Origin of the sequence: Salinibacterium sp. NG253 (assembly GCF_015864945.1) — a bacterium.
GTDB lineage: Bacteria > Actinomycetota > Actinomycetes > Actinomycetales > Microbacteriaceae > Rhodoglobus.
In genome coordinates, this window is the sequence record NZ_JADYWF010000001.1 from 661,243 (window position 1) to 681,263 (window position 20,021).

The following is a 20,021-nucleotide window of genomic DNA, read 5'->3' on the forward strand; positions in this document are numbered from 1 at the left end:
TTTAGTTCCGATAGGTAACAAACAAGTAACAAAGATGACCCCACTCGATCCCTACTGTGCCGCGGATCGCGCCCGGTCGCCGTCGCTGGATGTCCCCAATCTGGTGGACCTGAAACTGCGGAAAAACCCAAAAAACGTTACCGTTGATATCGGCCTTGCTGGCGGTGTGCCCCTTTTTCGGGCCCTGTAGGCAAGGTGCTACGAAATCAGGCCGCGCGCGCCACCCCGTCACCGGGATGTCGCTCGTACGGTTGTTTCGCAGTGGAGTTGCTCCGAAAGCGCTCCCCTATCGTTTCCCAAAAAAACCACCGTGGATTCGTTAGAGCCCTGCGTTCAACCCGGACCGTAATCGAGAGAAGCGAAGCCCTTAAGGTGCCGAGTAATCAGGAGAACGTGACCGAGAAATTTGCTGTCAGCGCGAAGAACATCTACAAGGTGTTTGGACGCCGTCCACAGGAAGCCGTTGAAAGGCTCCAGCATGGCGCCACCCGCGATGAGATCAAAGAGCTCGGTACCGCTGCCGTAATCGACGCCAGCTTCGACGTTCGCCCCGGCGAAATCTTCGTAGTAATGGGCCTTTCCGGTTCGGGAAAGTCCACGCTCATCCGCATGCTCAACGGACTGTGGGACACCACGTCGGGCAGCGTCACCGTCGGTGGCGACCAGATCACGGGCATTTCAGGCCCCAAGCTTCGCGAGGTTCGCCGTCGTCACATCTCGATGGTCTTTCAGCACTTCGCTCTGTTCCCGCACCGCACGGTGCTAGAGAACGCGGCCTACGCGCTCGAAGTTCAGGGAATGCCGAAGACTGAGCGCCTCGCTCGCGCCCAGAAGACCATCGACCTCGTTGGCCTCAAGGGTTGGGGCGCCAAGATGCCCTCCGAACTTTCCGGTGGAATGCAGCAGCGCGTCGGCCTCGCCCGCGCCCTCGCCGCCGACACCGACATCCTCCTCATGGACGAAGCATTCAGTGCTCTCGATCCGCTGATTCGTCGCGAAATGCAAGAGCAGTTGCTCGAGCTTCAGACCGAACTCGGCAAGACCATCATCTTCATCACTCACGACCTCAACGAGGCGATGTTCCTCGGAGATCGCATTGCAGTGATGCGTGACGGTCGTATTGTTCAGATCGGTACGCCAGAAGACATCCTCACCGACCCGGCCAACGACTATGTTGCTCAGTTCGTTCAGGATGTTGACCGCTCGCGTGTTCTCACGGCCGCCAGCGTCATGGAGCCCGTCCGTGCGACGGTATTCGCCAGTGGTGGACCGCGCGCCGCGCTGAAGATCATGCGTGACCTCCAGACGTCGACCGCGTTCGTGATCAGCCGCGACCGCACACTCCAGGGCGTCGTTCGCGATGCCGACGCCATGAAGCTCGTCCGCAAGGGCGTCAGTGACATGACGTCAATCTTGAGCGACGACTACAACGCAGTGCCGGAAGACACCTACCTCTCCGAGCTCTTCGTTCCCTCAGTTGAAAGCCCGCTTCCGCTGGCCGTTATCGACGAGCGTGGTCGCCTCAAGGGCGTCGTTCCCCGCGTCACGCTGCTTGCTGCTCTCGGCAACGTCACGACAGACACCGGTGAGCTTCAGGTTATGGAACCACCACTTACCGTCTCGACCTCGGTGATCACCGACGCTCTTGACGCCAGCGATACGAACTCCGACGCGAAGGAGGATGCACGATGAACGACTTCCTCAGAATTCCCCTCGGCCAGTGGGTCGAAAACGGCATTGACTACATCACTGAGACTTTTGGCGCCTTCTTCGACGTCATCAAGTTCATCATTGCGTCGATCTCCGACGGAATGAACTTCCTCTTCACCTCTCCGCCCTTCTGGGTCATCCTGATCATCTTCGCCGTCATTGCCTTCGTGGCTCGCGGTTGGGTGTTCTCGGTGGGAAGCATCCTTGGTTTTCTGCTGATTCTCACGCTTGACCAGTGGGAAAACGCTATGGACACCATGGCGCTCGTGCTCGTCGCAGCCTTCCTCGCCATCATTATCAGTGTTCCGTTGGGAATTCTGGCGGCCAAGTACCGAACGGTCTCGACGATCGTGAAGCCCATCTTGGACTTCCTGCAGACGATGCCCGCCTTCGTTTACCTGATCCCTGCGCTCATCCTGTTCCGCATCGGTGACGTTCCCGGAATCGTCGCAACCGTGCTCTTCGCACTTGCGCCCGGCGTTCGCCTCACAGAACTCGGAATTCGCGGTGTGGATAGCGAAGTTGTCGAGGCCGGCCAGGCCTTCGGCGCATCGCCCGGCCGCATCCTTCGACAGATTCAGCTTCCGCTGGCTCTGCCGTCAATCATGGCCGGTGTAAACCAGGTCATCATGCTCTCGCTCTCCATGGTCGTTATTGCGTCCATGGTTGGTGCCGGCGGCCTCGGCCAGCCCGTTATCCAGAGCTTGAGCCGAGCGGATGTCGCACTCGGCTTCGAGGCTGGACTGTCCGTAGTTATCTTGGCCATCTTCTTGGACCGCCTCACGGCATCCTTCGGATCGGGCAAGGGCTACTTCCAGTTCATTATCGAGTCATTCAAGGTTCGTAGTCGTCGTGAAGAATCTGCAGAGGGTGACACCACTGCAGACAGCGCGGCCGCTACCACCGAACCAGCCGAACACACTCCCCCCGTTCGCTAATTTTCGGGCGCCAACCCGCGCTCGTTTCCCGCATGCAGAAAATCCTGTATGCATCGACGTCAACATCGTCGACGCTTTAGCGTTGACAGAAAAGGACGACACAATGAAGAAGCAGACACGTGCTGCAATTGCAATCGGAGCCGCTGCGCTCCTCGGTCTGTCGGCTTGCGCCGCAGGCGGAGACGACACCGCGTCCGGCGACGCTGTTGAGAGCAAGGATCTCAGCATTGCCGTATTCAATGGATGGCCTGAGGGCGAAGCAGTTTCGTACCTCTGGAAGGCAATCCTTGAAGAAAAGGGTTACAACGTAGAGCTCGAATACGCTGACGTTACCCCGATCTTCTCGGGCCTCAGCACCGGTGACTACGACATCGCGCTTGACGGATGGCTCCCCATCACTCACGCAAGCCTGATGGAAGAGTACGGCGACACCATTGAAGACCTCGGCGCATGGAACAGCGAAGCTGGCCTGACCGTTGCAGTCAACTCTGATGCCCCCATCGATTCGCTCGACGAGCTCGCAGCAAACGCTGACGCTTTCGGCAACCGCATCGTGGGTATCGAGCCTGGTGCAGGACTCACTGAAGCAGTCCTGAACAACACCATGCCGACCTACGGCCTCGACGACATGGAACTTCTCACCTCGTCGACCCCCGCCATGCTTGCTGAACTGCAGGCTGCACTCGACAACGGCGAGAACATTGCCGTCACTCTCTGGCGTCCGCACTGGGCCTACGATGCATTCGACATCAAGGACCTTGCTGACCCCGAGGGAACGCTCGGAGACGTTGAAGAAATTCACTCCTTCGCACGCGACACCCTGAGCGACGACATGCCTGAGGTCACTGAGTGGATCTCTAGCTTCAAGATGGACTCCGAGCTTCTTTACTCGCTCGAGAACGTCATGTACAACGAGTACGACGGAACCGACTTCGAGCCCATCGTTGCTGACTGGATTGCAGCGAACCAGGACTACGTAGACGGCCTCACCAGCTAATACTGTTGTAGCTTTCAGCACTTCGGTGCTGCAACTCACGAAAAGGGGTCGCCTTCGGGCGGCCCCTTTTTGCGTGCGCACGGCATGCATCGCGTCTCACGCTAGGGTCGAATGGTGCCAGCAATTGATAATCCTGTCGTCGTCATCGCTCCCGATTCATTCAAAGGCAGCCTGACCGCTGCGGATGCCGCGGCGGCTCTCGAACGCGGAGCCCGCGAAATGCTCCCCGAGTCAGCCACCGTGCTCACGTTCCCCATGGCTGACGGCGGAGAAGGTTCCCTCGACGCCGTACTGGCCGCCTGGCTCCAACCGGCGCTCACGATGACGACGGTCGATGCAATCGGTCGCGAACGCGAAGCCAGCTACGGACTCGACGGCGAAGGTCGCCGGGCGATCATTGAAGCAGCACAGTCCAACGGACTCCCCTACGTCAGCGATGTCCCGCTGCAGGCTTTGCGCGCCGACAGCTACGGCGTCGGCCTCATCGCCGCACGTCTCATCGAAGGCGGCGCGCGCGACGTGACGCTCTTTCTCGGCGGCTCAGCAACCACCGACGGCGGCACAGGCATCCTCCGCGCGCTCGGTGCGCGATTCCTCGACGCCGAGGGCAACGAACTGGCACCCGGAGGCGGCGCGCTACCCTCCCTCTCAACGATCGACCTCAGCGGGCTCATCGCCGGCGCACTGGAGACGCAGTGGCGCATCGCCGTCGATGTGACCAACCCGCTGGTGGGAGAACAGGGCGCAGCCCACGTCTTCGGGCCTCAGAAGGGGGCTTCGGCATCCGATGTCGTTGTCTTAGATGCCGGGCTCGCCCGCCTAGCCGAAGTGCTGGCAGAGACGCAGCTGGCTGTCGAGCGCGGCTTCTCTGCCGCCGGAATCTGCGCGTTGCCCGGTATCGGTGCCGGCGGCGGAATGGCCGCTCCCCTCGTGGCACTATTTGGTGCCGAGCTCGTTCCCGGCGCCCAGCTTGTGGCGGATGCCATTGGCCTGAGCAAGGTCGTCGCCAGCGCCGACATTATTCTTACCGGCGAGGGCCGCTTCGATTCGCAGTCGCTCGACGGCAAAGTTGTCGATTACCTACGCGGCGCTAAAGGCCCGAGCGGGTGGCTTGCGGTTATTGCAGGCAGCGTGGGAATGAGCCCGAGCGAGGCGAAGGCTGCCGGCATCGACGTAGCCCTTCCGCTGGGCTCAGGCATCGAGAGCCGCAAAGAGCTCTTTCAACTGGCGGCTCCGCTACTAGAGGCGCGGGGCGCTCACGCGATTGCCGAATGGTTCGAACCCACCGACCTTGACGCCGAATTCAGAGACGAAGAGGGCGACGACGACACGACGCTCGGCAACTAGCGTCTGGCAGCTAGCGCTTGGTACCTCGCGTCTGGCAGCTAGCGCTTGGGAATTAGCGCGTGCAACTAGCGCCGCTTGGCGAAGTGAAGCGGTTCTTCGGCGTAGTCGTTGAATACAGCGCGTTGCGCTTGGCTAATGCGCATGGGCCGTGAGGTTGCAGCATCAACAAGCACCAATGTGGTGGATGCTCGAACGAAAAGCAGCTGCGGTTCAACGCCCTCCGGGCTGTAGATCTCGTAGCAAACTTCGAGGCTTGCTCCCCCGACGCGCCCGATCCACATCTGGATGTCGATGGGTTCGCGCATGTACGGAATCGGCAGCAGGTATTCGATTTCTTGACGCGCAATGAGCGTCATTGTGTCGCCGCCGGGGCGACCGTCGAGCACGGCGGTGAGGGGCGCATCCGCTCCCGCTACTGGCCAGAATGCGTGAATGCGCGCCTCTTCGAGGAGGCGAAACACTTCGGCATTGTTGACGTGTTGGTACGCGTCAACGTCAGACCAGCGCAGCGGGAGCGGGATGTGCAATCTCATGGCTAGTCGCGGGTGAGCTTGCGGTAAGCGCTGCGGTGAGGCTTGGCCGCGTCGGGGCCGAGACGCTCGATCTTGTTCTCTTCGTAAGCGTCGAAGTTACCCTCGAACCAGTGCCAGTAGCCGGGGTTCGTTTCCGAACCTTCGTAGGCGAGGATGTGGGTCGCGATACGGTCGAGGAACCACCTATCGTGAGTGATCACCACAGCGCAGCCGGGAAACTCGAGGAGCGCGTTTTCGAGGCTTCCGAGAGTCTCGACGTCCAGGTCGTTAGTCGGTTCGTCCAGGAGGAGGAGGTTTCCACCCTGCTTGAGTGTGAGCGCGAGGTTCAAGCGGTTGCGCTCACCACCGGAGAGCACACCAGCCTTCTTTTGCTGGTCTGGCCCCTTGAAGCCGAACTGCGAGACGTACCCGCGCGACGGGATTTCAGTCTTGCCGACCTGGATGTAGTCCTGGCCGTCAGAAACAACTTCCCACAGCGTCTTGTTGGGGTCGATGCCGCCACGAGTCTGGTCGACGTAGGAGATGTCAACTGTTTCGCCGACCTTCAGGTCTCCAGAGTCGAGTGGCTCCAGACCCACGATGGTCTTGAACAGCGTGGTCTTACCGACACCGTTCGGGCCAATGACTCCCACAATTCCGTTGCGGGGAAGGGTGAAGCTGAGCCCATCGATCAGGATGCGCTCGTCGAAACCCTTCTTGAGGTTCTTGGCATCGATGACCTGCGCGCCGAGGCGTGGCCCCATCGGGATGACGATTTCTTCGAAGTCCAACTTTCTGGTCTTCTCCGCTTCGTTCGCCATCTCTTCGTAGCGTGCGAGTCGAGCCTTTGATTTGGTTTGGCGGCCCTTGGAGTTGGAGCGCACCCACTCGAGTTCGCTCGAGAGACGCTTCGCGAGCTTGGCGTCTTTCTTGCCCTGCACCTGGAGACGTTCTTGCTTCTTCTCGAGGTAGGTGGAGTAGTTGCCCTCGTAGGGGTAGAGGTGACCGCGGTCAACTTCAGCAATCCACTCGGCGACGTGGTCGAGGAAGTACCTATCGTGGGTTACGGCCAGTACGGCGCCCGGATACTTGGAGAGGTGCTGCTCGAGCCAGAGAACACTTTCGGCGTCGAGGTGGTTAGTGGGCTCATCGAGAAGTAGCAGGTCGGGCTTCTGGAGCAGGAGCTTCGTGAGCGCAACACGGCGCTTTTCTCCACCGGAGAGTTTGTTGACGGGCCAGTCTCCGGGGGGCGTACGCAGTGCATCCATGGCTTGCTCGAGCTGAGAATCGAGATCCCATGCGTCGGCGGCGTCGATCTCTTCTTGGAGCGTGCCCATCTCAGCAAGCAGCGCATCGAAGTCGGCATCTGGTTCAGCCATTTCGAGGCCGATGGCCGCGTGACGGTCGACCTTGGCCTTGATCGGTCCAACGCCTTCTTGCACGTTTTCGAGAACCGTTTTGGTTTCGTCGAGTTCGGGTTCCTGCATGAGGATTCCAACGGAGTAGCCGGGGCTCAGGCGGGCTTCACCGTTGCTGGGGGTGTCGAGGCCCGCCATGATCTTAAGGATTGTGGACTTACCGGCACCGTTGGGGCCGACCACACCAATCTTCGCGCCGGGATAGAACGACATTGTGACGTCGTCAAGGATGAGCTTGTCGCCGACCGCTTTTCGCGCGCGCACCATGGAATAAATGAATTCGGCCATGTGACCATTCTACGGAGCGCTGGGCGTGAGTCGAACCCGATTGGTGACTACCAGTCGATTGCGCGGGTCTTTCCGACAAGACAGCTACCGGTGCCCAAAAGCGGTTCGATGGATGAGGCGTAATTATCGGGAGCAAACTGGCCGAGTAGGCACTCCCCCTTGATGCGCACGGAGACCACAATGGAATCGGCAGCAAGGCCAATTGCGGTGGTGTCGGCGGTGATTTCCATGTCTTGCTTCTCGAAGCCATTGTCGATGAGGTTGTCAACGATGGTGCGGCCATCTCCGCGACCATTTACTTCGAAGTATTCGGTATTGATCTGGTCGAAGAATTGACGGTTAGCGACGGCATTCTCGCCGGGGCGCAACATGGGGGCAGTCTCGCTGGCTTCGGGAGCCGGCGTCGTTAATGCTGTGGGGGTTGCTGTCGGTTCTGGCGTTTCCGCTACGCAACCGCTGAGCGCGACTGCTGCCGCCAAGGTGAGGGCAAGAACTGCACCGAGTCGGCGAGTGGGTCGTACGCGCATTGCATTCCCTTCATTGGCCACGAGACTTCAGGGCCGCATCAAGTCTAGATTGCTTGCGCGCACGATCCGCTCAGAAGGGCTTGACTGCACTGCTTCCTGCCGCAACGAGCTCGCCGTCTTCAGACGCGTCAGTTTCAGTTTCAGTTTCAGCTTCAGCTTCAGCTTCAGCTGCGGGGAACGAATCGGCACTCTCTGTCTGGTTGCTCGCGGAGCTCACGCTGGCGATGGTGCGGGAGAACTGCGCCGTTCCCCACATGAGATCGTGACCGAGCGAGTCAGCTTCAATCTCGATATTGGTGCCGCTGCGGTCAGCGTTCTCCCATTCGCGAATCTTCAGCCGCCCACTGAGCACGACGCGGTCGCCCTTGCCGATCGACGTAGCACTGTTGATCGCGAGCTGGCGGAACGAGGTGATCGTGTACCAGTTGGTTTCACCGTCGATCCACCGCTGATTGCTGCGGTCAAACCGACGCTGCGTAGACGCTAGCCGGAATGACGTAATCGGCAAGCCCTCGCTCGTGACGATGTGCCGTGGGGTCGTCGCGACGAGCCCCGAGACGGTAATGGTGTCAGACATATCTGCTCCTTGGTCTGGGCCACGAAGCGAACAACGCGGCCGATGTGGGAGACAGATGCGGGCCGACACTCGTGCCGGGAAGCCGACCCGGCATCCGTCTGACACCAGTGTTCGTCAGCACGCCACAGTGAGCGAGGTGCGCCTCAGCATCTGTGGATGCCGGACACACCGCGCCCGCTATCAGGAGAAGTGGGCGGTTAGCCTAGTGCTCGCGGAACTCAGGCCACGCCGTGCCGGGAAGCAGGTTTGCGTGCAGGGCAGCCTTCGCGGCATCCAGAGTCGGATAGACCGCTCGATAGTCTTCGTCTTTCAATAACTTGAAGGTGAACCCGTCTGTTACCCGGTGCACCGAGCCAACTGCTCCTGCCTGCGTGAATGCCACCCAGGTTTGTCCGGTCAGAGTGTGGTTTGTCATTTCCGAACCTCCTTCGAATTAGTAAGAAAGCGACGCCACTGTCGCTTGTTAACGACCGTACGCCGCCTCGCGACGAAGATAAAGACCTTCGTGCGAGACGGCGCACAGATTGTGTCGCTGCCGAGGACTACTTGATGTAGCTCGAGAACGATGAACGAATTTTGTTGACCTTGGGCAATGCAACCGCCATGCAATACCCCTGGCCGGGGTTCTTCGCGAAGAAGTCCTGGTGGTAGTCCTCAGCCTTGTAGTACGTGTCGAGTGGCTCGATCGTGGTCACGATGCCACCATCCCAGTATTCGGATGCGCGGTCACGGGCAGCCTCGAAGAGAGCCTTCTGCTCGTCGTCTTCGTAGAACATCGCCGAACGGTACGACGATCCCACGTCGTTGCCCTGCCGGTTGAGCTGGCGCGGGTCGTGGAGGGTGAAGTACACGTCAAGAATGACTTCGTCGGGGATGACCTCAGGGTCGAAGGTGACGGCAACCGCTTCTGCGTGGCCGGTCGTCTCAGTGCATACCAGCTCGTAGCTGGGGTTGGGAACTGTGCCGCCGGTGTATCCAGAGACTACGTCGGTGACGCCGTTGAGGGTGCGGTAGACCGCATCGAGGCACCAGAAACAGCCGCCTGCGAGATGAAATGTGTGCATAAGTTGAGCCTACTTTCTTGGGCTGGATGTCTCATACAACGCCCACCTCGCGTTCCGTGTTCCCTCAGTCGCTGGGCATATGCTGAGCGAATGCCTTACGAAGCCTCCCCCACCAGATATGACATCGCCGAATATCACCGCGTAGGCCGCAGTGGCCTCAGACTTCCCGCGATCTCGTTGGGATTGTGGAACAACTTCGGTGACGACCGCCCCCGGGCGACACAGCGAGCGATTCTGCGCCGCGCGTTCGACCTCGGCATCACTCACTTCGACTTGGCCAACAACTACGGCCCCGAAATCGGGGCCGCCGAACGCAACTTCGGCGAAATCTTTGCCGACGACTTCGAGCCCTATCGCGATGAACTAATCATCTCAACCAAGGCCGGCTACACGATGGGAGTCGGCCCCTACCAAGACGGGGGTTCACGCAAATATTTGCTCTCGTCTCTCGACGCAAGCCTCGACCGCATGGGTCTCGATTATGTCGATATCTACTACCACCACCGCCCTGACCCCGAGACCCCCATCGAAGAAACGATGGGCGCATTGGCAACCGCAGTGAACTCGGGTAAAGCGCTTTATGTTGGTGTCTCGAACTACAGCCCCGAACAGACCGCTGCCGCCGCGGCCGCACTCGCGGAGTACGGCATCCCGCTGACCATTCACCAGCCGCGCTACAACATGTTTGATCGCCACATCGAAGGCGGACTCTTCCCCGTGCTCGACGAGGTCGGTGCCGGCAGCATCGTGTTCTCCCCGCTCGCACAGGGCTTGCTCACCGACCGCTACTTGGATGGCACGATCCCCGACGGATCTCGTGCGTCAGAGGGGCGCTGGCTCCAGCCCGGCCCCATCGGTGACACCTACCTGCAACGCGTTCGGGCTCTGAACGAGATTGCTCAGAACCGCGGGCAAAGTCTTGCTCAGCTCGCGCTCACCTGGGTGCTGCGTCATCCGCAGGTCACCTCGGCACTCGTCGGGGCAAGCAGTGTCGCGCAGTTGGAGAACAACTTTGCCGCCCTCGAAGGCCCAGCATTGACGGATGCCGAACTTGCCGCCATCGAGCCGCTCGCGGTCGACGGTACAGCTTTGCGCTAACCCAACCTCGTCATTGAGGTGCTCCTGACGCACGAATGTCAGTGTTCGAACATATATTCGAACAACACACATTCGCGTTCGATATTTGTCAGGAGCCCCCATGACCACCACTCTCGATTTCGCTGGCACTACGCGCTCGATTCGCTCAAGCGTTGTGACTGTTCAACTCAACGACGATCTCTGGCGCATTACGCGCCAGGATGGCGAGGTGTTGGGCTACGTGCACCGCTGGCAATCCGCTGCAGGTTTTCGCTTTCAAGCCAAGCGCATGCTGCAACGCCAACGTCGTTTCTTGCCTCTCGGAGATTTCTGGACCATTGACGATGCTCTCGATATCTTCCGGTTTTGATGTGACGCGCCTGTCGCTATCGAGTCACGCGCGCTAGCCGGGTTACAGTGCCAACATGATTCTTGAGTGGTGGAACGACATCGTCGACTGGTTCAACTCCGATGCGGGCTGGACGTTTATTACGAACGCTCTAGTGCCCTTCCTCGCGATTGTTGTCGGAGGAATCATTGTCGGCCTCATCGCGCGCTCATCACTGCGTCGCCTCATCGGCCACCAAGACCGCCAAGCCAAGGCTGCCGCTGTCGCTGCCCTCATTTCATCTGGCCGTCGCGCTGCCGCCTGGAGCACTCTCTCCGCCGGCGAAAAAGAGCACGTCGACTACCAGGCAAGCGAAGCCGAAGTTCGAGTGCGTCTCCTCCCCCTCAAGGGTGCAAACATCGCCGCCGACTGGGCTTCTCACAAGCTCGCGGCCATGAAGAAGAACTCCGTCAATTACAGCTTCCAGGCCGAACAAGACCTCGCAGAGCTTCAAGACGGCCTCATCGATTGGCAAGCCCGTCCCGGCCGCGCCAAGAAGCTCTTCGCCCAAGACCTCGCCAGCTGGAAATATGAAACCGGCGAAGCTGAAGACGAGCTCGTCGTCAAGCAGCAAGAATGGGCGTCGCGTCAAGCCGCCGAAGGCAGCTCGACACCGTCTACGGCTTCCTCCACTCCGCCGTCTTCCGCTACCGCGTCAGGCTCGGAACCGACTCCGACTGTCGTCATCACTCCCGACCGCGACTAACGACGCGGACCGCCACACGGCCTAGGCGTCAGGTTCCTCAACCGCAACAACACGGGCAGACCACGGACAAAAAGTGTCTGAGGTCAGAATCTCATCTTCGACATACTGCGGAATACCATCGCACGCCTCGGTAGTGATGTTGGTGAACTCAAGCGTGGCAGGGTCGATGTGCCACGACCACGGCGTGTTTACCGACGACGCTTCCCGCACAACGACTCCCTGAGGCACCGCGGCCAGGTTCTCCCCTGCCAGCAGCGCTTGAGCATGCTCAACGAGCTCCGGGGTTGCCAACTCGATCGTGAACTGACCACCGCTGGGAACCTCGAAAACAGCGACCGTCGGCTCCGGTCCTGAAATGCAGCCCGAAAGCGCCATCGAGGTCGCCCCAACCACCACAATCGCCGCTAGAAGAGGCCGATATCTCACGCCGCAGCCTCAGTCATCCTCGGCGAGGGCGTCGTAATCGAAACGGGCGACTTCATAGCTGCGCGTCAGCAGCTCCTCAAGAACCGCAAGATCGACATCCGCCAACTTCTTGATGTAAAGACAGCCCACCGCCAGTTCATGGGTGCCCAACCGCTCCAGCAACTCGGGAAAGTCCCTAAAATTGCGAGCCGTGTAGAGCGAGATTTTGGCCTTGCGCGGAGAGAAACCAATCGTGGCCGTATCTCCCTCACGGCCGGTGGCGTACCGGTAGTGACTGGAGCCGAATCCAACGATGGATGCACCCCACATCACTGCAGGCTGGCCAGAGGCACGGCCGAAGATGTCCAGAAGAGTCTGTGCCTCATCCCGCCGCCGTTCGGTCGGCACGGAGTCGATGAACTCGGCAACAGTGACCGCGGTGGGGGCTGTCTTATTCGGTGTGTTCACGTCAGGACCATCCCCTTCGATGCGGTGCCCTCGGCAGGATTCGAACCTGCGGCCAAGAGATTAGAAGGCTCCTGCTCTATCCCCTGAGCTACGAGGGCGGGGTATACGCGTTAAACGATAGCGCGTTAGTCGCACGATGACGTATCAGCCGCACGCTGGCCTATCAGCGCGACCATCGTCTTAGCAGTCGCTAAACGGCTTTCGCGAGCGCTATCAGCATCTGGTTCAGTGTTGGCGCACCCTGGGCGCGAAAAACTTCTTCACCCTGCGCAGACACAATCACGATGGTCGGAGTCGAGGTGATGCCAGCCTGCTCGGCTCGCTCTGCCTCACGCGCGACATCCAATTCTGCATAGGTCACGGCCGGTACGAGGCGCGCCACCTCGTCGAGGGTTCGGCGCGCCGTCGCACACGGGTCACAAAATGCAGACGAAAAGAACAGCACCGTTGGCTGTTCGGAGGTGCTGCTGTTAGAGGTCGTTTCGTTCGTCAAGGTCTTCCAGAGGGTCGCTATCGGCCTGATCCCACGTGTACGTCACGTGGACTTTGTCGCCGACCTGCTTCGCTACCGGAGATTCGTACCGCAATTGCGTCTCGGAACCTACAGCGTCTGCAGCGATCAGGGTCACATAATCATCCCATCCCTCCTCGGTTGCAATACGCGTATCGTTTTGGCCGTTGTACGGGCCGCCGACAAAAAACACGATGTACTCGTCGCCGTGCGCGAGAGTGGGGGTTGATTCGCTCATGACCACAGGTTTACCAGACAAGAGTGGGCGAACGCTGGTGACATTTCGGGAGCGGTAGAATCAGCACATGGCATCACACGCTGATTATCTGGTTTGGATCGACTGCGAGATGACGGGATTGGATGTCGAAATCGACGAACTCGTCGAAGTTGCGGTGGTGATCACCGACTACGACCTCGTTCCCGTCGATGAGGGGATGACGATTGTCATCAAGCCCAGTGAGGCTGCTCTCGAAAATATGGGCGAGTTCGTCACCGCCATGCACACCTCGAGCGGACTCATCGAGGAGATGCCCAACGGTGTTTCTCTTGCGGACGCCGAGTTCGCCGTGAACGAGTACATCGTGCGCTACGTGCCGAACGCCCGCACCGCCCCCATGGCCGGCAACACCATTGGCACCGACCGCACCTTCTTGGCCAAGTACATGCCACGCGTCGACACTCACCTGCATTACCGCAGCGTCGATGTGTCGTCGATCAAAGAGCTTTCGAAGCGTTGGTTCCCGCGCGTGTACTTCAATGCGCCGGATAAAAACGGCGGGCACCGGGCTCTTGCCGACATTCTCGAATCGATTCGTGAACTCGATTACTACCGCAAAGCGGTCTTTGTGGGCGAGCCAGGACCGACGACAGAACAGGTTCAGTCAATTTCTGCGGACGTAGTGGCTGGATTCGCTCCGCGGTTGTAATACACTTATACAGTTGCTTATCGCCGCAGGGCGAAAATCAACCTTGGTGGGCGTAGCTCAGTTGGTAGAGCGCTGGCTTGTGGAGCCGGAAGTCGCGGGTTCGAGCCCCGTCGTTCACCCCAAGATAATGAGGCCCAACCCCTCGAGACAAGCATGATGTCTCGCGAGGGGTTGGGCCTCATTTTTGTTTTTACCAGCGCCCTGCAGCGAGCGACCTACGAATCATCGACCGCCCGGTCGCGTGCCTTCTTGAGCACCGCCTTGCCCTGCCGTGGTTTCTTGCACTTCACCGGATGAGTAGGCAAGTATCGCTTCCGTTTCGGATTTCAGCACTGCGCTGTCGACGAGATCAGCTGCCTCGTCAGCAAGCGTTTCGGAGCGCGACTCCACGATGCTGGCAAATTGCCCGCTCTCGAAAATCTCCTCCTGCAACTCTTCGAGCGCATCCTCGTACATCGCAGCAAACTCCGGAATTTCTGTGAACCGTGTTGTCAGAATGTTGTTGCCTTGCTGAGACTGTCCACCGCCTGCGGCATCTCCGCCGCCTTCGGCAGGCAAGCCTCCGGGAGCAGCACCCTCAACGGCACCGCTCGGACGCTCGCCCTCGGGGAGCTCGCCTTCGGGAAGCTCGCCTTCAGGGAGCTCGCCTTCAGGAAGCTCGCCGCCGGGAAGCGCACCTTCTGGCGCGGCGTCGCCCGCCGCGCCTCCGCCGGCTTCGTTTACCGTGCCGAACGCCAAGTTATGGTCCCAGGCGAGCACTGACATGAGCCCAGAATCTGGGTCGTAATAGAGGTACGAGTTGTTGCCGGGCCCATCGATGTCGTCAAAGTTGTCAATGAGATCTTCAACCGCGAGGTATCGCGCGAAGGATTCCACGTCGAGAACGTCGGGAAGTTGAGCGACAAACTCTTCGTCTGTCGTGTTGTTTACGACATCGAGAAAGTCGACGAGGGGCTCATAGTCATCATCTCCGGCCTCGCGATCAAACACGTCCGTGTAGAGCTCCGGGTCGTCACCTAACCAGGAGTAATCGCCTTCGCTCTCTGCCTTCCAGAGGATGCCATCATCCGAGGGCAGCAAGCCCGCCTCGTAGTTTCGCTCAATCCATGATTGGTTCGGCACCGCGACAGTGAGAAGCAACGTCTCGTCGCTGCCGTTCACGGAGAACCGAGTCGCAACTGATTCTTCGCTCGCTAACCCAGCCGCGCTCAACGTCTCAAGAGCAACAGCCTCGTTCAGTGAGGTCTCAGTGTTGTTCGAGCGCACCACAACATCAGTGACCCCCTCGATGCTTTGTCCGTCAACATACTTATCGAGACGAATTCTCCAGGGCAGTTCTTCAATGGGAGTGTCCGCGGTTACTCCGCGCAAACTCGAGTTTCCTTTGAGCTTGATTCCCACCTGCTCGTACGTCGTGCCGTCGATAACCACGGTCGCTTCTAGCCACTCCTTATCGCCGGAATCGACATACGTCTCGACCATCGCTAGGACCTCGTCGCTATCGACATCAATTTCGATCGAGTGGACAACAGCAGAGTCGAAAAACGAGTCCGCTTCCGTCGTGAGACTCACGTTCACAAAGTCGGTGGTCGCTGTACTTCCCGTAGAGTCCGTCGAACCCACGGAGCAGCTCGCGAGTGTGAGAGTGAGAACGACGGTAGTGCTGACTACGCCCCATAACTTTTTTCTTTGCATGAGTGCGACGCTAAAGAAAGTTCCTATCGGTTTGCTAAGACCACAACGGGAGTTCCTCGGGAACCCGCACTCTCATTCTTCCCAGCAGACACTGACAAGCTGGCTCTATGGAAAATCTCGACCAGAAACAGTTTGAAGCGCTTGTGGTCGAAGGGCTCGATGCGCTGGACGACGAAATTGTTGATGGTCTTGAGAATGTGGTGTTCGTCACCGAAGATCGTCCCGAAGACGGCTCCCTCAACGTTCTCGGTCTCTACAACGGGGTCGCGATCACCAGTCGCGGCCAGTATGGCTATGGCGAGCTGCCCGATCGCATTGTTCTCTATCGCGAGCCACTACTGGCGATGTGCCCGACGCTCGACGATTTGAAGAGGCAGATCAACATCACGCTGATTCATGAAATCGGGCACTACTACGGCATCGATGACAAACATTTGCACGAACTCGGCTGGGCCTAACTGTCGTTGAGCCTCCAATGGTCGATGACCGCGTAGGATTTCGTGAGTGTCACGAACCTCAGGAGGATTGATGATTTCGAGCAAGCGCGCGAGTGCGTTGTTGATGGCCCCCGCAGTGCTGCTGGTGCTTTCTGGTTGCGCACTGATCGAACCCGCCGATACCAGCGAGCCGCCGACGGCCATGGAATTGTGCGCGATGGGTCACACGTGGACGCTCGACACTGCTGATCTCGCTGAAAAGCTTCTGGCAGAGCTCCCCTCCGAAGACGTTCCGGCGAAAGCCGTCGAGCCGAGCGGTGGACAAACTCTCACGTGGGAAAGCACCGGCGCTCTCACGATCGATTCTGACCTCGTGTTCACGATTAGCGCCGAGCCCAAGTCAGATCAGGTCATGACGATCACGCGTTCCTACACGGGCACCGTCGTCGGCAAGGCCCTCATCAACGTGGATGTCGCTATCCCCCGCGACTGGGACGTCACTGACTACACGATCGATACCACCGCAGTGCTTGCCGATGAGCCTGTCGAAGAGTTGAAGTACACAATTCCTCGCAGCGACTTCGATGACAAGCTCGGGCTGATCATCACCTGCGAGGCTGACGTGATGACGGTCAACCCGCGTGGCACCAGCCTTATTCAGGTGTGGAACAAGGTCAGCTAGCGACGAGAAAACCAGTGTGAGATATCGGCACCGTCGAGCGTCTCATCCGCCAGTTCGCGAGGATTTTCGCGCACCATAAAGCGGAGCTCTTGGCGCGCCCAGCGCTCCCAGTGCGGAGCATAGGTGTCACCATCGCGGTCGAGCGCTCGCTTCTTGCGTGACACGTCATCCAGTTCAACCCAAATGCTGTGGTCGACGAGCGGGGCGGATGCGCGGCTCAGAGCTCCGATTCCCTCGAACACGATGGGGCGATCGCCGTCGAGCTTGTGCCAGGCCCCTGGCGAATCGGTGAGCCAGTTCCATTCCTGCCAGCGCAATTCGGTGAGAATGCGGGGCACTAGGGCGCTAGCGGCATCCAACCCATCCCATCCGGGATAAAAGTCATCGAGCTTCACCAACTGCACCTCGGGCCACGCTGCGGCCATGGCACGGCCCAGCTCGGTCTTGCCCGACCCTGAGCGGCCGTCGATGAGGCACCGCCAGCGCGGAGCAGGCAGAGGCGGAGGCTGCTGCGAGTTAGCCAACAATCAGATTCCAACTTCCGGTGAGCACAGCAACGACTGTAGCGGTGACGCCGACGAGAAGGCCCACAAGCAGCGTGAGCCACTCGGCCTGCCCCCACGGAGACTCACGGGCCCACGTGCGGGGAGTGTCGCCGCCAAACCCGCGGGCTTCCATCGCGATAGACAGCTTGCTGCCTCTACGGATCGAGAGCACGAGAAGCGCGAAACCTTGACCGGCGATGCGGCGCACACGGCCGCGGTCTGCCACGCCGCGAGCGCGGCGCGCCAGTTCGAGCGAGCGCCAATCCTCGAGAAAGAGGCCAACCATCCGCACGGCGGCGAGTGCGCCAATAACGAAGCGGTCGGGCAACCGGAGCCGCTGGGCAAGACCGTCTGCAAAGTCAGTGGGATCGATCGAGATGAACAGCACAACGGCGGGAAGGCCGATCGCGAGTACGCGCAAGAAGGTTGCGAGAGCGAGCTCGATCGAACCATCGCTGATTCTTATCAATAGGAACTCGAAGTACACGGTGCCGTCGTAGCGGCCGTAGAGCAGGATCGTGAGGGCGGTCAGCGGCGCGGCCAGCCACACCGGCAAGGTGCGCAGCCAGAAGCGTTTCGGCTCAATTCCGAAGAACGCGATGATGGCAAGCTCGAGCACCAGCGCGGTCGTCGCCGATACCCAATCGATCGTGGCGAGCAAGAACAGGCTCACGATGAGCCCCGCTCCAAGTTTGGCCACGGGATTCACCGACGCGATAGGGATCATTCGAGCACCACTGTTGAGTCGGCGAGTGCAGCGACGAAATCCAGATCGTGGCTCACAGCGATCACGCTGCTGCCGTCATCCACGAGTCGTGCCAGCAGAGCCAGCAGTTCGCTCCAGGTGCGCGAATCTTGCCCGAACGTGGGTTCGTCGAGCACGAGCACCTGCGGCCGCGTAGCGAGGGCTGTGGCGACGCTCAGACGACGCTTTTCGCCCCCCGAGAGTGTGAACGGGTTGGCTTCGGCTAACCGGTCTAGGCGGAGTCTCGTGAGCAACTCGTCAACTCGAGCATCCACTTCAGAGTCCGGAAGTTTCAACGCCCGCGGTCCGACTTCAAGCTCAGCACGCACCGTGCTGGTGAGCAATTGATGTTCCGGGTCCTGAAAGACAGTTCCGATGCGGGTCAGCAGCTCACGCGATTTCCAGCGGATCGGATGCTCGCCCGCTCCGCCCGCCAGCGCCGGGCTCGCCACAACGGCACCACCGACGGGCGGCAAGAGCCCACCCAGGGTGAGGGCGAGTGTCGACTTTCCCACCCCGTTAGGACCGGTGATGGCGAGAGCATGGCTGCTCAGAATCTCCAGCTCGAGAGGAGCGCCGAGCGCGTGGTTGCTCCGGCCAACGGTCAGCTGGCGAGCACTGAGCAGAGTGTGTTGCGGGCCCCGCTCTGCCCTCACCGGGCGCGGCGGCGGATACTGCGGGATCCAGACGCCCCGAGCGGCGAGCTCTTTGCCCTGCCGTGCGAGCACGTCGGCGGGCGCGCCATCGGCGATGACTCCCCCGCCGGCGGCGAGCACCACTATGCGGTCAACGACGTCGCTCCACACCGAGACGCGGTGTTCAACAACCACAATCGTGGCGCCGGTCGATTCTGCGACCCGGATCACGGCATCCCGAACCTCGGTCACACCCTCAGGGTCAAGGTTCGCCGTCGGTTCGTCGAGCACAATCAGGCCTGGCCGCATGGCCAGCACTCCGGCGAGAGCGAGCCGTTGTTTCTGACCGCCTGACAGTGCGCTGGTGTTGCGATCGAGGGACACGTCGAGACCGACCGCAGCGAGACTATCGCGCACGCGCAACCAGATCTCGTCGCGCGGTACACCCAAGTTCTCGCAACCGAAAGCAACGTCATCTCCGACGCGCTCCAAGATCACTTGGCTGTCGGGGTCTTGAATCACCAACCCAGTGCGGCCACGATGAGCGGCCGGATGTTCGCCATCGACGAGAAGCGAACCTTCTGTTTCGCCTTCGTCGTCGCCGACTACCCCGGCGAGGGCATGCAGAAACGTTGACTTTCCCGCCCCGGATTCGCCGAGGAGCAATACACGTTCGCCGGGTTCAATGCGCAGATCGAGGCCGCGCACCGCCCACGCGAGCCTGCTGGAATGGCGCCACCCCCATCCGTCGACGGTGACGCCAGCAGGCGTTGTGGGGGTCAGACCCGCTTCGCAATCTCGCGACCGGCGCCGAAGCGATTGAGCGCTCCGGTGGCAGCGAGACCGCGAGTGGCGAACCACGAGAGCAGCCCGGCGATGAGCATTCCGCCGACGACGGCAGCGATCGTGTAGATGATGATGAACGGCAAGGCAGATCCGGGGTACCAGAGCAGCAGGTCGGTAATGGCCATCGCAAGGCCGGCGCCGGCTCCCGCAAGAATTGCACCGCTGACGCGCCAGTTGGCGTAGAGGAAGGCAGCGAAGACGATCTCGGCACCAATGCCCTGTGTGAAGCCGCTCACGAGCGTGAGTACACCCCACTGGTTACCGATAAGGGCCGACACGGAGGCGGCGACCATCTCTCCGTAAATCGCGGCACCCGGCTTGCGGATGACGAGTGCGGTGAGCACACCGGCGAAGAGCCAGAAACCGCCACCAATCGCTTGCAGGCCGGGCAGGAGCGCAGCGAACGGGGCCAGAGCGGGAACGGATGCAATGTTCCAGACGACAAAGATCAAACCGCTTGCGACGCCGATAACGCTCGCCACGACGATGTCGATCACCCGCCACTGAAAACGCGATCCGGGCTTCGTCGGGGTAGACGTGGAAGATGATGCTGTTGTGGTCACTTTCGTGCCTTTCA

Annotated in this window: 25 protein-coding genes and 2 tRNA genes; 11 read left to right on the forward strand and 16 right to left on the reverse strand. The window is 60.2% G+C overall.

From position 1 onward, the window contains the following. Positions 1 to 393 precede the first annotated feature (393 nt). The 4 genes from I6E52_RS03165 (at position 394) to I6E52_RS03180 (ending at position 4,992) form a co-directional block, all read left to right on the forward strand. Positions 394 to 1,692 (forward strand): glycine betaine/L-proline ABC transporter ATP-binding protein, encoded by a 1,299-nt coding sequence (locus I6E52_RS03165; protein ID WP_197154816.1) that lies wholly within the window; start codon positions 394 to 396, stop codon positions 1,690 to 1,692. Next, positions 1,689 to 2,648 (forward strand): proline/glycine betaine ABC transporter permease, encoded by a 960-nt coding sequence (locus I6E52_RS03170; protein ID WP_197154817.1) that lies wholly within the window; start codon positions 1,689 to 1,691, stop codon positions 2,646 to 2,648. The genes I6E52_RS03165 and I6E52_RS03170 overlap by 4 nt, the downstream gene beginning before the upstream one ends. 103 nt (positions 2,649 to 2,751) lie before the next feature. Then, positions 2,752 to 3,645, forward strand: coding sequence for a glycine betaine ABC transporter substrate-binding protein (locus I6E52_RS03175; protein WP_197154818.1), 894 nt, complete (start codon positions 2,752 to 2,754; stop codon positions 3,643 to 3,645). Between the two features lie 111 nt (positions 3,646 to 3,756). Continuing rightward, a complete protein-coding gene (locus I6E52_RS03180; RefSeq protein ID WP_197154819.1) occupies positions 3,757 to 4,992 on the forward strand; it encodes a glycerate kinase in 1,236 nt (411 codons plus the stop codon). 65 nt (positions 4,993 to 5,057) lie between these two features. On the opposite strand, the gene I6E52_RS03185 is transcribed toward I6E52_RS03180, so the two are convergent. The 6 genes from I6E52_RS03185 to msrA all read right to left on the reverse strand — a co-directional run bounded on the left by I6E52_RS03185 (position 5,058) and on the right by msrA (position 9,378). After that, positions 5,058 to 5,525 (reverse strand): thioesterase family protein, encoded by a 468-nt coding sequence (locus I6E52_RS03185; RefSeq protein ID WP_197154820.1) that lies wholly within the window; start codon positions 5,523 to 5,525, stop codon positions 5,058 to 5,060. 2 nt (positions 5,526 to 5,527) lie between these two features. Continuing rightward, positions 5,528 to 7,210: an energy-dependent translational throttle protein EttA gene (gene ettA / locus I6E52_RS03190; protein ID WP_197154823.1), complete on the reverse strand. Its 1,683-nt coding sequence runs from the start codon at positions 7,208 to 7,210 to the stop codon at positions 5,528 to 5,530. Between the two features lie 47 nt (positions 7,211 to 7,257). Next, positions 7,258 to 7,737 (reverse strand): hypothetical protein, encoded by a 480-nt coding sequence (locus I6E52_RS03195; RefSeq protein ID WP_197154825.1) that lies wholly within the window; start codon positions 7,735 to 7,737, stop codon positions 7,258 to 7,260. Positions 7,738 to 7,807: 70 nt separating this feature from the next. Continuing rightward, a complete protein-coding gene (locus I6E52_RS03200; RefSeq protein ID WP_231601751.1) occupies positions 7,808 to 8,314 on the reverse strand; it encodes a single-stranded DNA-binding protein in 507 nt (168 codons plus the stop codon). A gap of 202 nt (positions 8,315 to 8,516) precedes the next feature. Further along, positions 8,517 to 8,729: a methyltransferase gene (locus I6E52_RS03205; RefSeq protein WP_197105985.1), complete on the reverse strand. Its 213-nt coding sequence runs from the start codon at positions 8,727 to 8,729 to the stop codon at positions 8,517 to 8,519. Between the two features lie 127 nt (positions 8,730 to 8,856). Further along, entirely contained in the window at positions 8,857 to 9,378 is a 522-nt protein-coding gene (gene msrA, locus I6E52_RS03210; protein ID WP_197105986.1) for a peptide-methionine (S)-S-oxide reductase MsrA, read from the reverse strand. Positions 9,379 to 9,468: 90 nt separating this feature from the next. Here msrA and I6E52_RS03215 point away from each other — a divergent pair, with 90 nt between their 5' ends. The 3 genes from I6E52_RS03215 to I6E52_RS03225 all read left to right on the forward strand — a co-directional run bounded on the left by I6E52_RS03215 (position 9,469) and on the right by I6E52_RS03225 (position 11,549). Continuing rightward, on the forward strand, positions 9,469 to 10,476 hold the full coding sequence (locus I6E52_RS03215; RefSeq protein WP_197154827.1) for an aldo/keto reductase: 1,008 nt from the start codon (positions 9,469 to 9,471) through the stop codon (positions 10,474 to 10,476). Positions 10,477 to 10,576: 100 nt separating this feature from the next. Then, positions 10,577 to 10,825 (forward strand): hypothetical protein, encoded by a 249-nt coding sequence (locus I6E52_RS03220; protein WP_197124150.1) that lies wholly within the window; start codon positions 10,577 to 10,579, stop codon positions 10,823 to 10,825. A 55-nt stretch (positions 10,826 to 10,880) separates the two neighbouring features. Further along, positions 10,881 to 11,549 carry a hypothetical protein gene (locus tag I6E52_RS03225; protein WP_197154829.1) on the forward strand — a complete coding sequence of 223 codons (669 nt, stop codon included), beginning with the start codon at positions 10,881 to 10,883 and terminating at the stop codon, positions 11,547 to 11,549. 21 nt (positions 11,550 to 11,570) lie between these two features. On the opposite strand, the gene I6E52_RS03230 is transcribed toward I6E52_RS03225, so the two are convergent. The 5 genes from I6E52_RS03230 to I6E52_RS03250 all read right to left on the reverse strand — a co-directional run bounded on the left by I6E52_RS03230 (position 11,571) and on the right by I6E52_RS03250 (position 13,171). Next, a complete protein-coding gene (locus I6E52_RS03230) occupies positions 11,571 to 11,975 on the reverse strand; it encodes a hypothetical protein (protein ID WP_307842349.1) in 405 nt (134 codons plus the stop codon). A 9-nt stretch (positions 11,976 to 11,984) separates the two neighbouring features. Next, the gene (locus I6E52_RS03235; RefSeq protein ID WP_197154831.1) at positions 11,985 to 12,422 is read right to left on the reverse strand and encodes a DUF1801 domain-containing protein; all 438 of its coding nucleotides are present in this window, start codon (positions 12,420 to 12,422) and stop codon (positions 11,985 to 11,987) included. 25 nt (positions 12,423 to 12,447) lie between these two features. Further along, positions 12,448 to 12,520: transfer RNA gene (locus I6E52_RS03240), tRNA-Arg, on the reverse strand. A gap of 92 nt (positions 12,521 to 12,612) precedes the next feature. Then, positions 12,613 to 12,915 carry a co-chaperone YbbN gene (locus tag I6E52_RS03245; protein ID WP_197154834.1) on the reverse strand — a complete coding sequence of 101 codons (303 nt, stop codon included), beginning with the start codon at positions 12,913 to 12,915 and terminating at the stop codon, positions 12,613 to 12,615. Continuing rightward, a complete protein-coding gene (locus I6E52_RS03250; protein ID WP_197105993.1) occupies positions 12,893 to 13,171 on the reverse strand; it encodes an oligoribonuclease in 279 nt (92 codons plus the stop codon). Before I6E52_RS03250 ends, I6E52_RS03245 begins: the two co-directional genes overlap by 23 nt. 67 nt (positions 13,172 to 13,238) lie before the next feature. Here I6E52_RS03250 and orn point away from each other — a divergent pair, with 67 nt between their 5' ends. Continuing rightward, positions 13,239 to 13,859, forward strand: coding sequence for an oligoribonuclease (gene orn / locus I6E52_RS03255; protein ID WP_197124146.1), 621 nt, complete (start codon positions 13,239 to 13,241; stop codon positions 13,857 to 13,859). A 46-nt stretch (positions 13,860 to 13,905) separates the two neighbouring features. Next, a tRNA-His gene (locus I6E52_RS03260) sits at positions 13,906 to 13,981 on the forward strand. Positions 13,982 to 14,081: 100 nt separating this feature from the next. On the opposite strand, the gene I6E52_RS03265 is transcribed toward I6E52_RS03260, so the two are convergent. Further along, complete coding sequence (locus I6E52_RS03265) at positions 14,082 to 15,431, reverse strand: CotH kinase family protein (RefSeq protein ID WP_307842351.1); 1,350 nt, start codon at positions 15,429 to 15,431, stop codon at positions 14,082 to 14,084. Positions 15,432 to 15,661: 230 nt separating this feature from the next. On the opposite strand from I6E52_RS03265, the gene I6E52_RS03270 reads away from it, so the two are divergent. Both I6E52_RS03270 and I6E52_RS03275 read left to right on the forward strand, forming a co-directional pair. Continuing rightward, positions 15,662 to 16,012, forward strand: a complete 351-nt coding sequence (locus I6E52_RS03270; protein ID WP_197154843.1) for a metallopeptidase family protein — start codon at positions 15,662 to 15,664, stop codon at positions 16,010 to 16,012. A gap of 70 nt (positions 16,013 to 16,082) precedes the next feature. Continuing rightward, complete coding sequence (locus tag I6E52_RS03275) at positions 16,083 to 16,673, forward strand: hypothetical protein (RefSeq protein ID WP_197154845.1); 591 nt, start codon at positions 16,083 to 16,085, stop codon at positions 16,671 to 16,673. Here I6E52_RS03275 and I6E52_RS03280 read toward each other — a convergent pair. The 4 genes from I6E52_RS03280 to I6E52_RS03295 form a co-directional block, all read right to left on the reverse strand. After that, positions 16,670 to 17,197, reverse strand: coding sequence for an ATP-binding protein (locus I6E52_RS03280; protein ID WP_231601752.1), 528 nt, complete (start codon positions 17,195 to 17,197; stop codon positions 16,670 to 16,672). The two genes, I6E52_RS03275 and I6E52_RS03280, sit on opposite strands and share 4 nt — an antisense overlap. Beyond that, positions 17,190 to 17,945 (reverse strand): energy-coupling factor transporter transmembrane protein EcfT, encoded by a 756-nt coding sequence (locus I6E52_RS03285; RefSeq protein WP_197154847.1) that lies wholly within the window; start codon positions 17,943 to 17,945, stop codon positions 17,190 to 17,192. Before I6E52_RS03285 ends, I6E52_RS03280 begins: the two co-directional genes overlap by 8 nt. Continuing rightward, positions 17,942 to 19,306: an ABC transporter ATP-binding protein gene (locus tag I6E52_RS03290; RefSeq protein ID WP_197154857.1), complete on the reverse strand. Its 1,365-nt coding sequence runs from the start codon at positions 19,304 to 19,306 to the stop codon at positions 17,942 to 17,944. The genes I6E52_RS03285 and I6E52_RS03290 overlap by 4 nt, the downstream gene beginning before the upstream one ends. 71 nt (positions 19,307 to 19,377) lie before the next feature. Continuing rightward, a complete protein-coding gene (locus tag I6E52_RS03295) occupies positions 19,378 to 20,007 on the reverse strand; it encodes an ECF transporter S component (protein WP_197154858.1) in 630 nt (209 codons plus the stop codon). Between the last annotated feature and the right edge of the window lie 14 nt (positions 20,008 to 20,021).

Excerpts from the sequence above, each read along its gene's own strand:
- I6E52_RS03170 (WP_197154817.1), top strand. The coding sequence starts at position 1,689 with ATGAACGACTTCCTCAGAATTCCCCTCGGCCAGTGGGTCGAAAACGGC.
- I6E52_RS03175 (WP_197154818.1), top strand. The coding sequence starts at position 2,752 with ATGAAGAAGCAGACACGTGCTGCAATTGCAATCGGAGCCGCTGCGCTC.
- I6E52_RS03180 (WP_197154819.1), top strand. The coding sequence starts at position 3,757 with ATGGTGCCAGCAATTGATAATCCTGTCGTCGTCATCGCTCCCGATTCA.
- I6E52_RS03185 (WP_197154820.1), bottom strand. The coding sequence starts at position 5,525 with ATGAGATTGCACATCCCGCTCCCGCTGCGCTGGTCTGACGTTGACGCG.
- ettA (WP_197154823.1), bottom strand. The coding sequence starts at position 7,210 with ATGGCCGAATTCATTTATTCCATGGTGCGCGCGCGAAAAGCGGTCGGC.
- I6E52_RS03195 (WP_197154825.1), bottom strand. The coding sequence starts at position 7,737 with ATGCGCGTACGACCCACTCGCCGACTCGGTGCAGTTCTTGCCCTCACC.
- I6E52_RS03200 (WP_231601751.1), bottom strand. The coding sequence starts at position 8,314 with ATGTCTGACACCATTACCGTCTCGGGGCTCGTCGCGACGACCCCACGG.
- I6E52_RS03205 (WP_197105985.1), bottom strand. The coding sequence starts at position 8,729 with ATGACAAACCACACTCTGACCGGACAAACCTGGGTGGCATTCACGCAG.
- msrA (WP_197105986.1), bottom strand. The coding sequence starts at position 9,378 with ATGCACACATTTCATCTCGCAGGCGGCTGTTTCTGGTGCCTCGATGCG.
- I6E52_RS03215 (WP_197154827.1), top strand. The coding sequence starts at position 9,469 with ATGCCTTACGAAGCCTCCCCCACCAGATATGACATCGCCGAATATCAC.
- I6E52_RS03220 (WP_197124150.1), top strand. The coding sequence starts at position 10,577 with ATGACCACCACTCTCGATTTCGCTGGCACTACGCGCTCGATTCGCTCA.
- I6E52_RS03225 (WP_197154829.1), top strand. The coding sequence starts at position 10,881 with ATGATTCTTGAGTGGTGGAACGACATCGTCGACTGGTTCAACTCCGAT.
- I6E52_RS03250 (WP_197105993.1), bottom strand. The coding sequence starts at position 13,171 with ATGAGCGAATCAACCCCCACTCTCGCGCACGGCGACGAGTACATCGTG.
- orn (WP_197124146.1), top strand. The coding sequence starts at position 13,239 with ATGGCATCACACGCTGATTATCTGGTTTGGATCGACTGCGAGATGACG.
- I6E52_RS03270 (WP_197154843.1), top strand. The coding sequence starts at position 15,662 with ATGGAAAATCTCGACCAGAAACAGTTTGAAGCGCTTGTGGTCGAAGGG.
- I6E52_RS03275 (WP_197154845.1), top strand. The coding sequence starts at position 16,083 with ATGATTTCGAGCAAGCGCGCGAGTGCGTTGTTGATGGCCCCCGCAGTG.
- I6E52_RS03285 (WP_197154847.1), bottom strand. The coding sequence starts at position 17,945 with ATGATCCCTATCGCGTCGGTGAATCCCGTGGCCAAACTTGGAGCGGGG.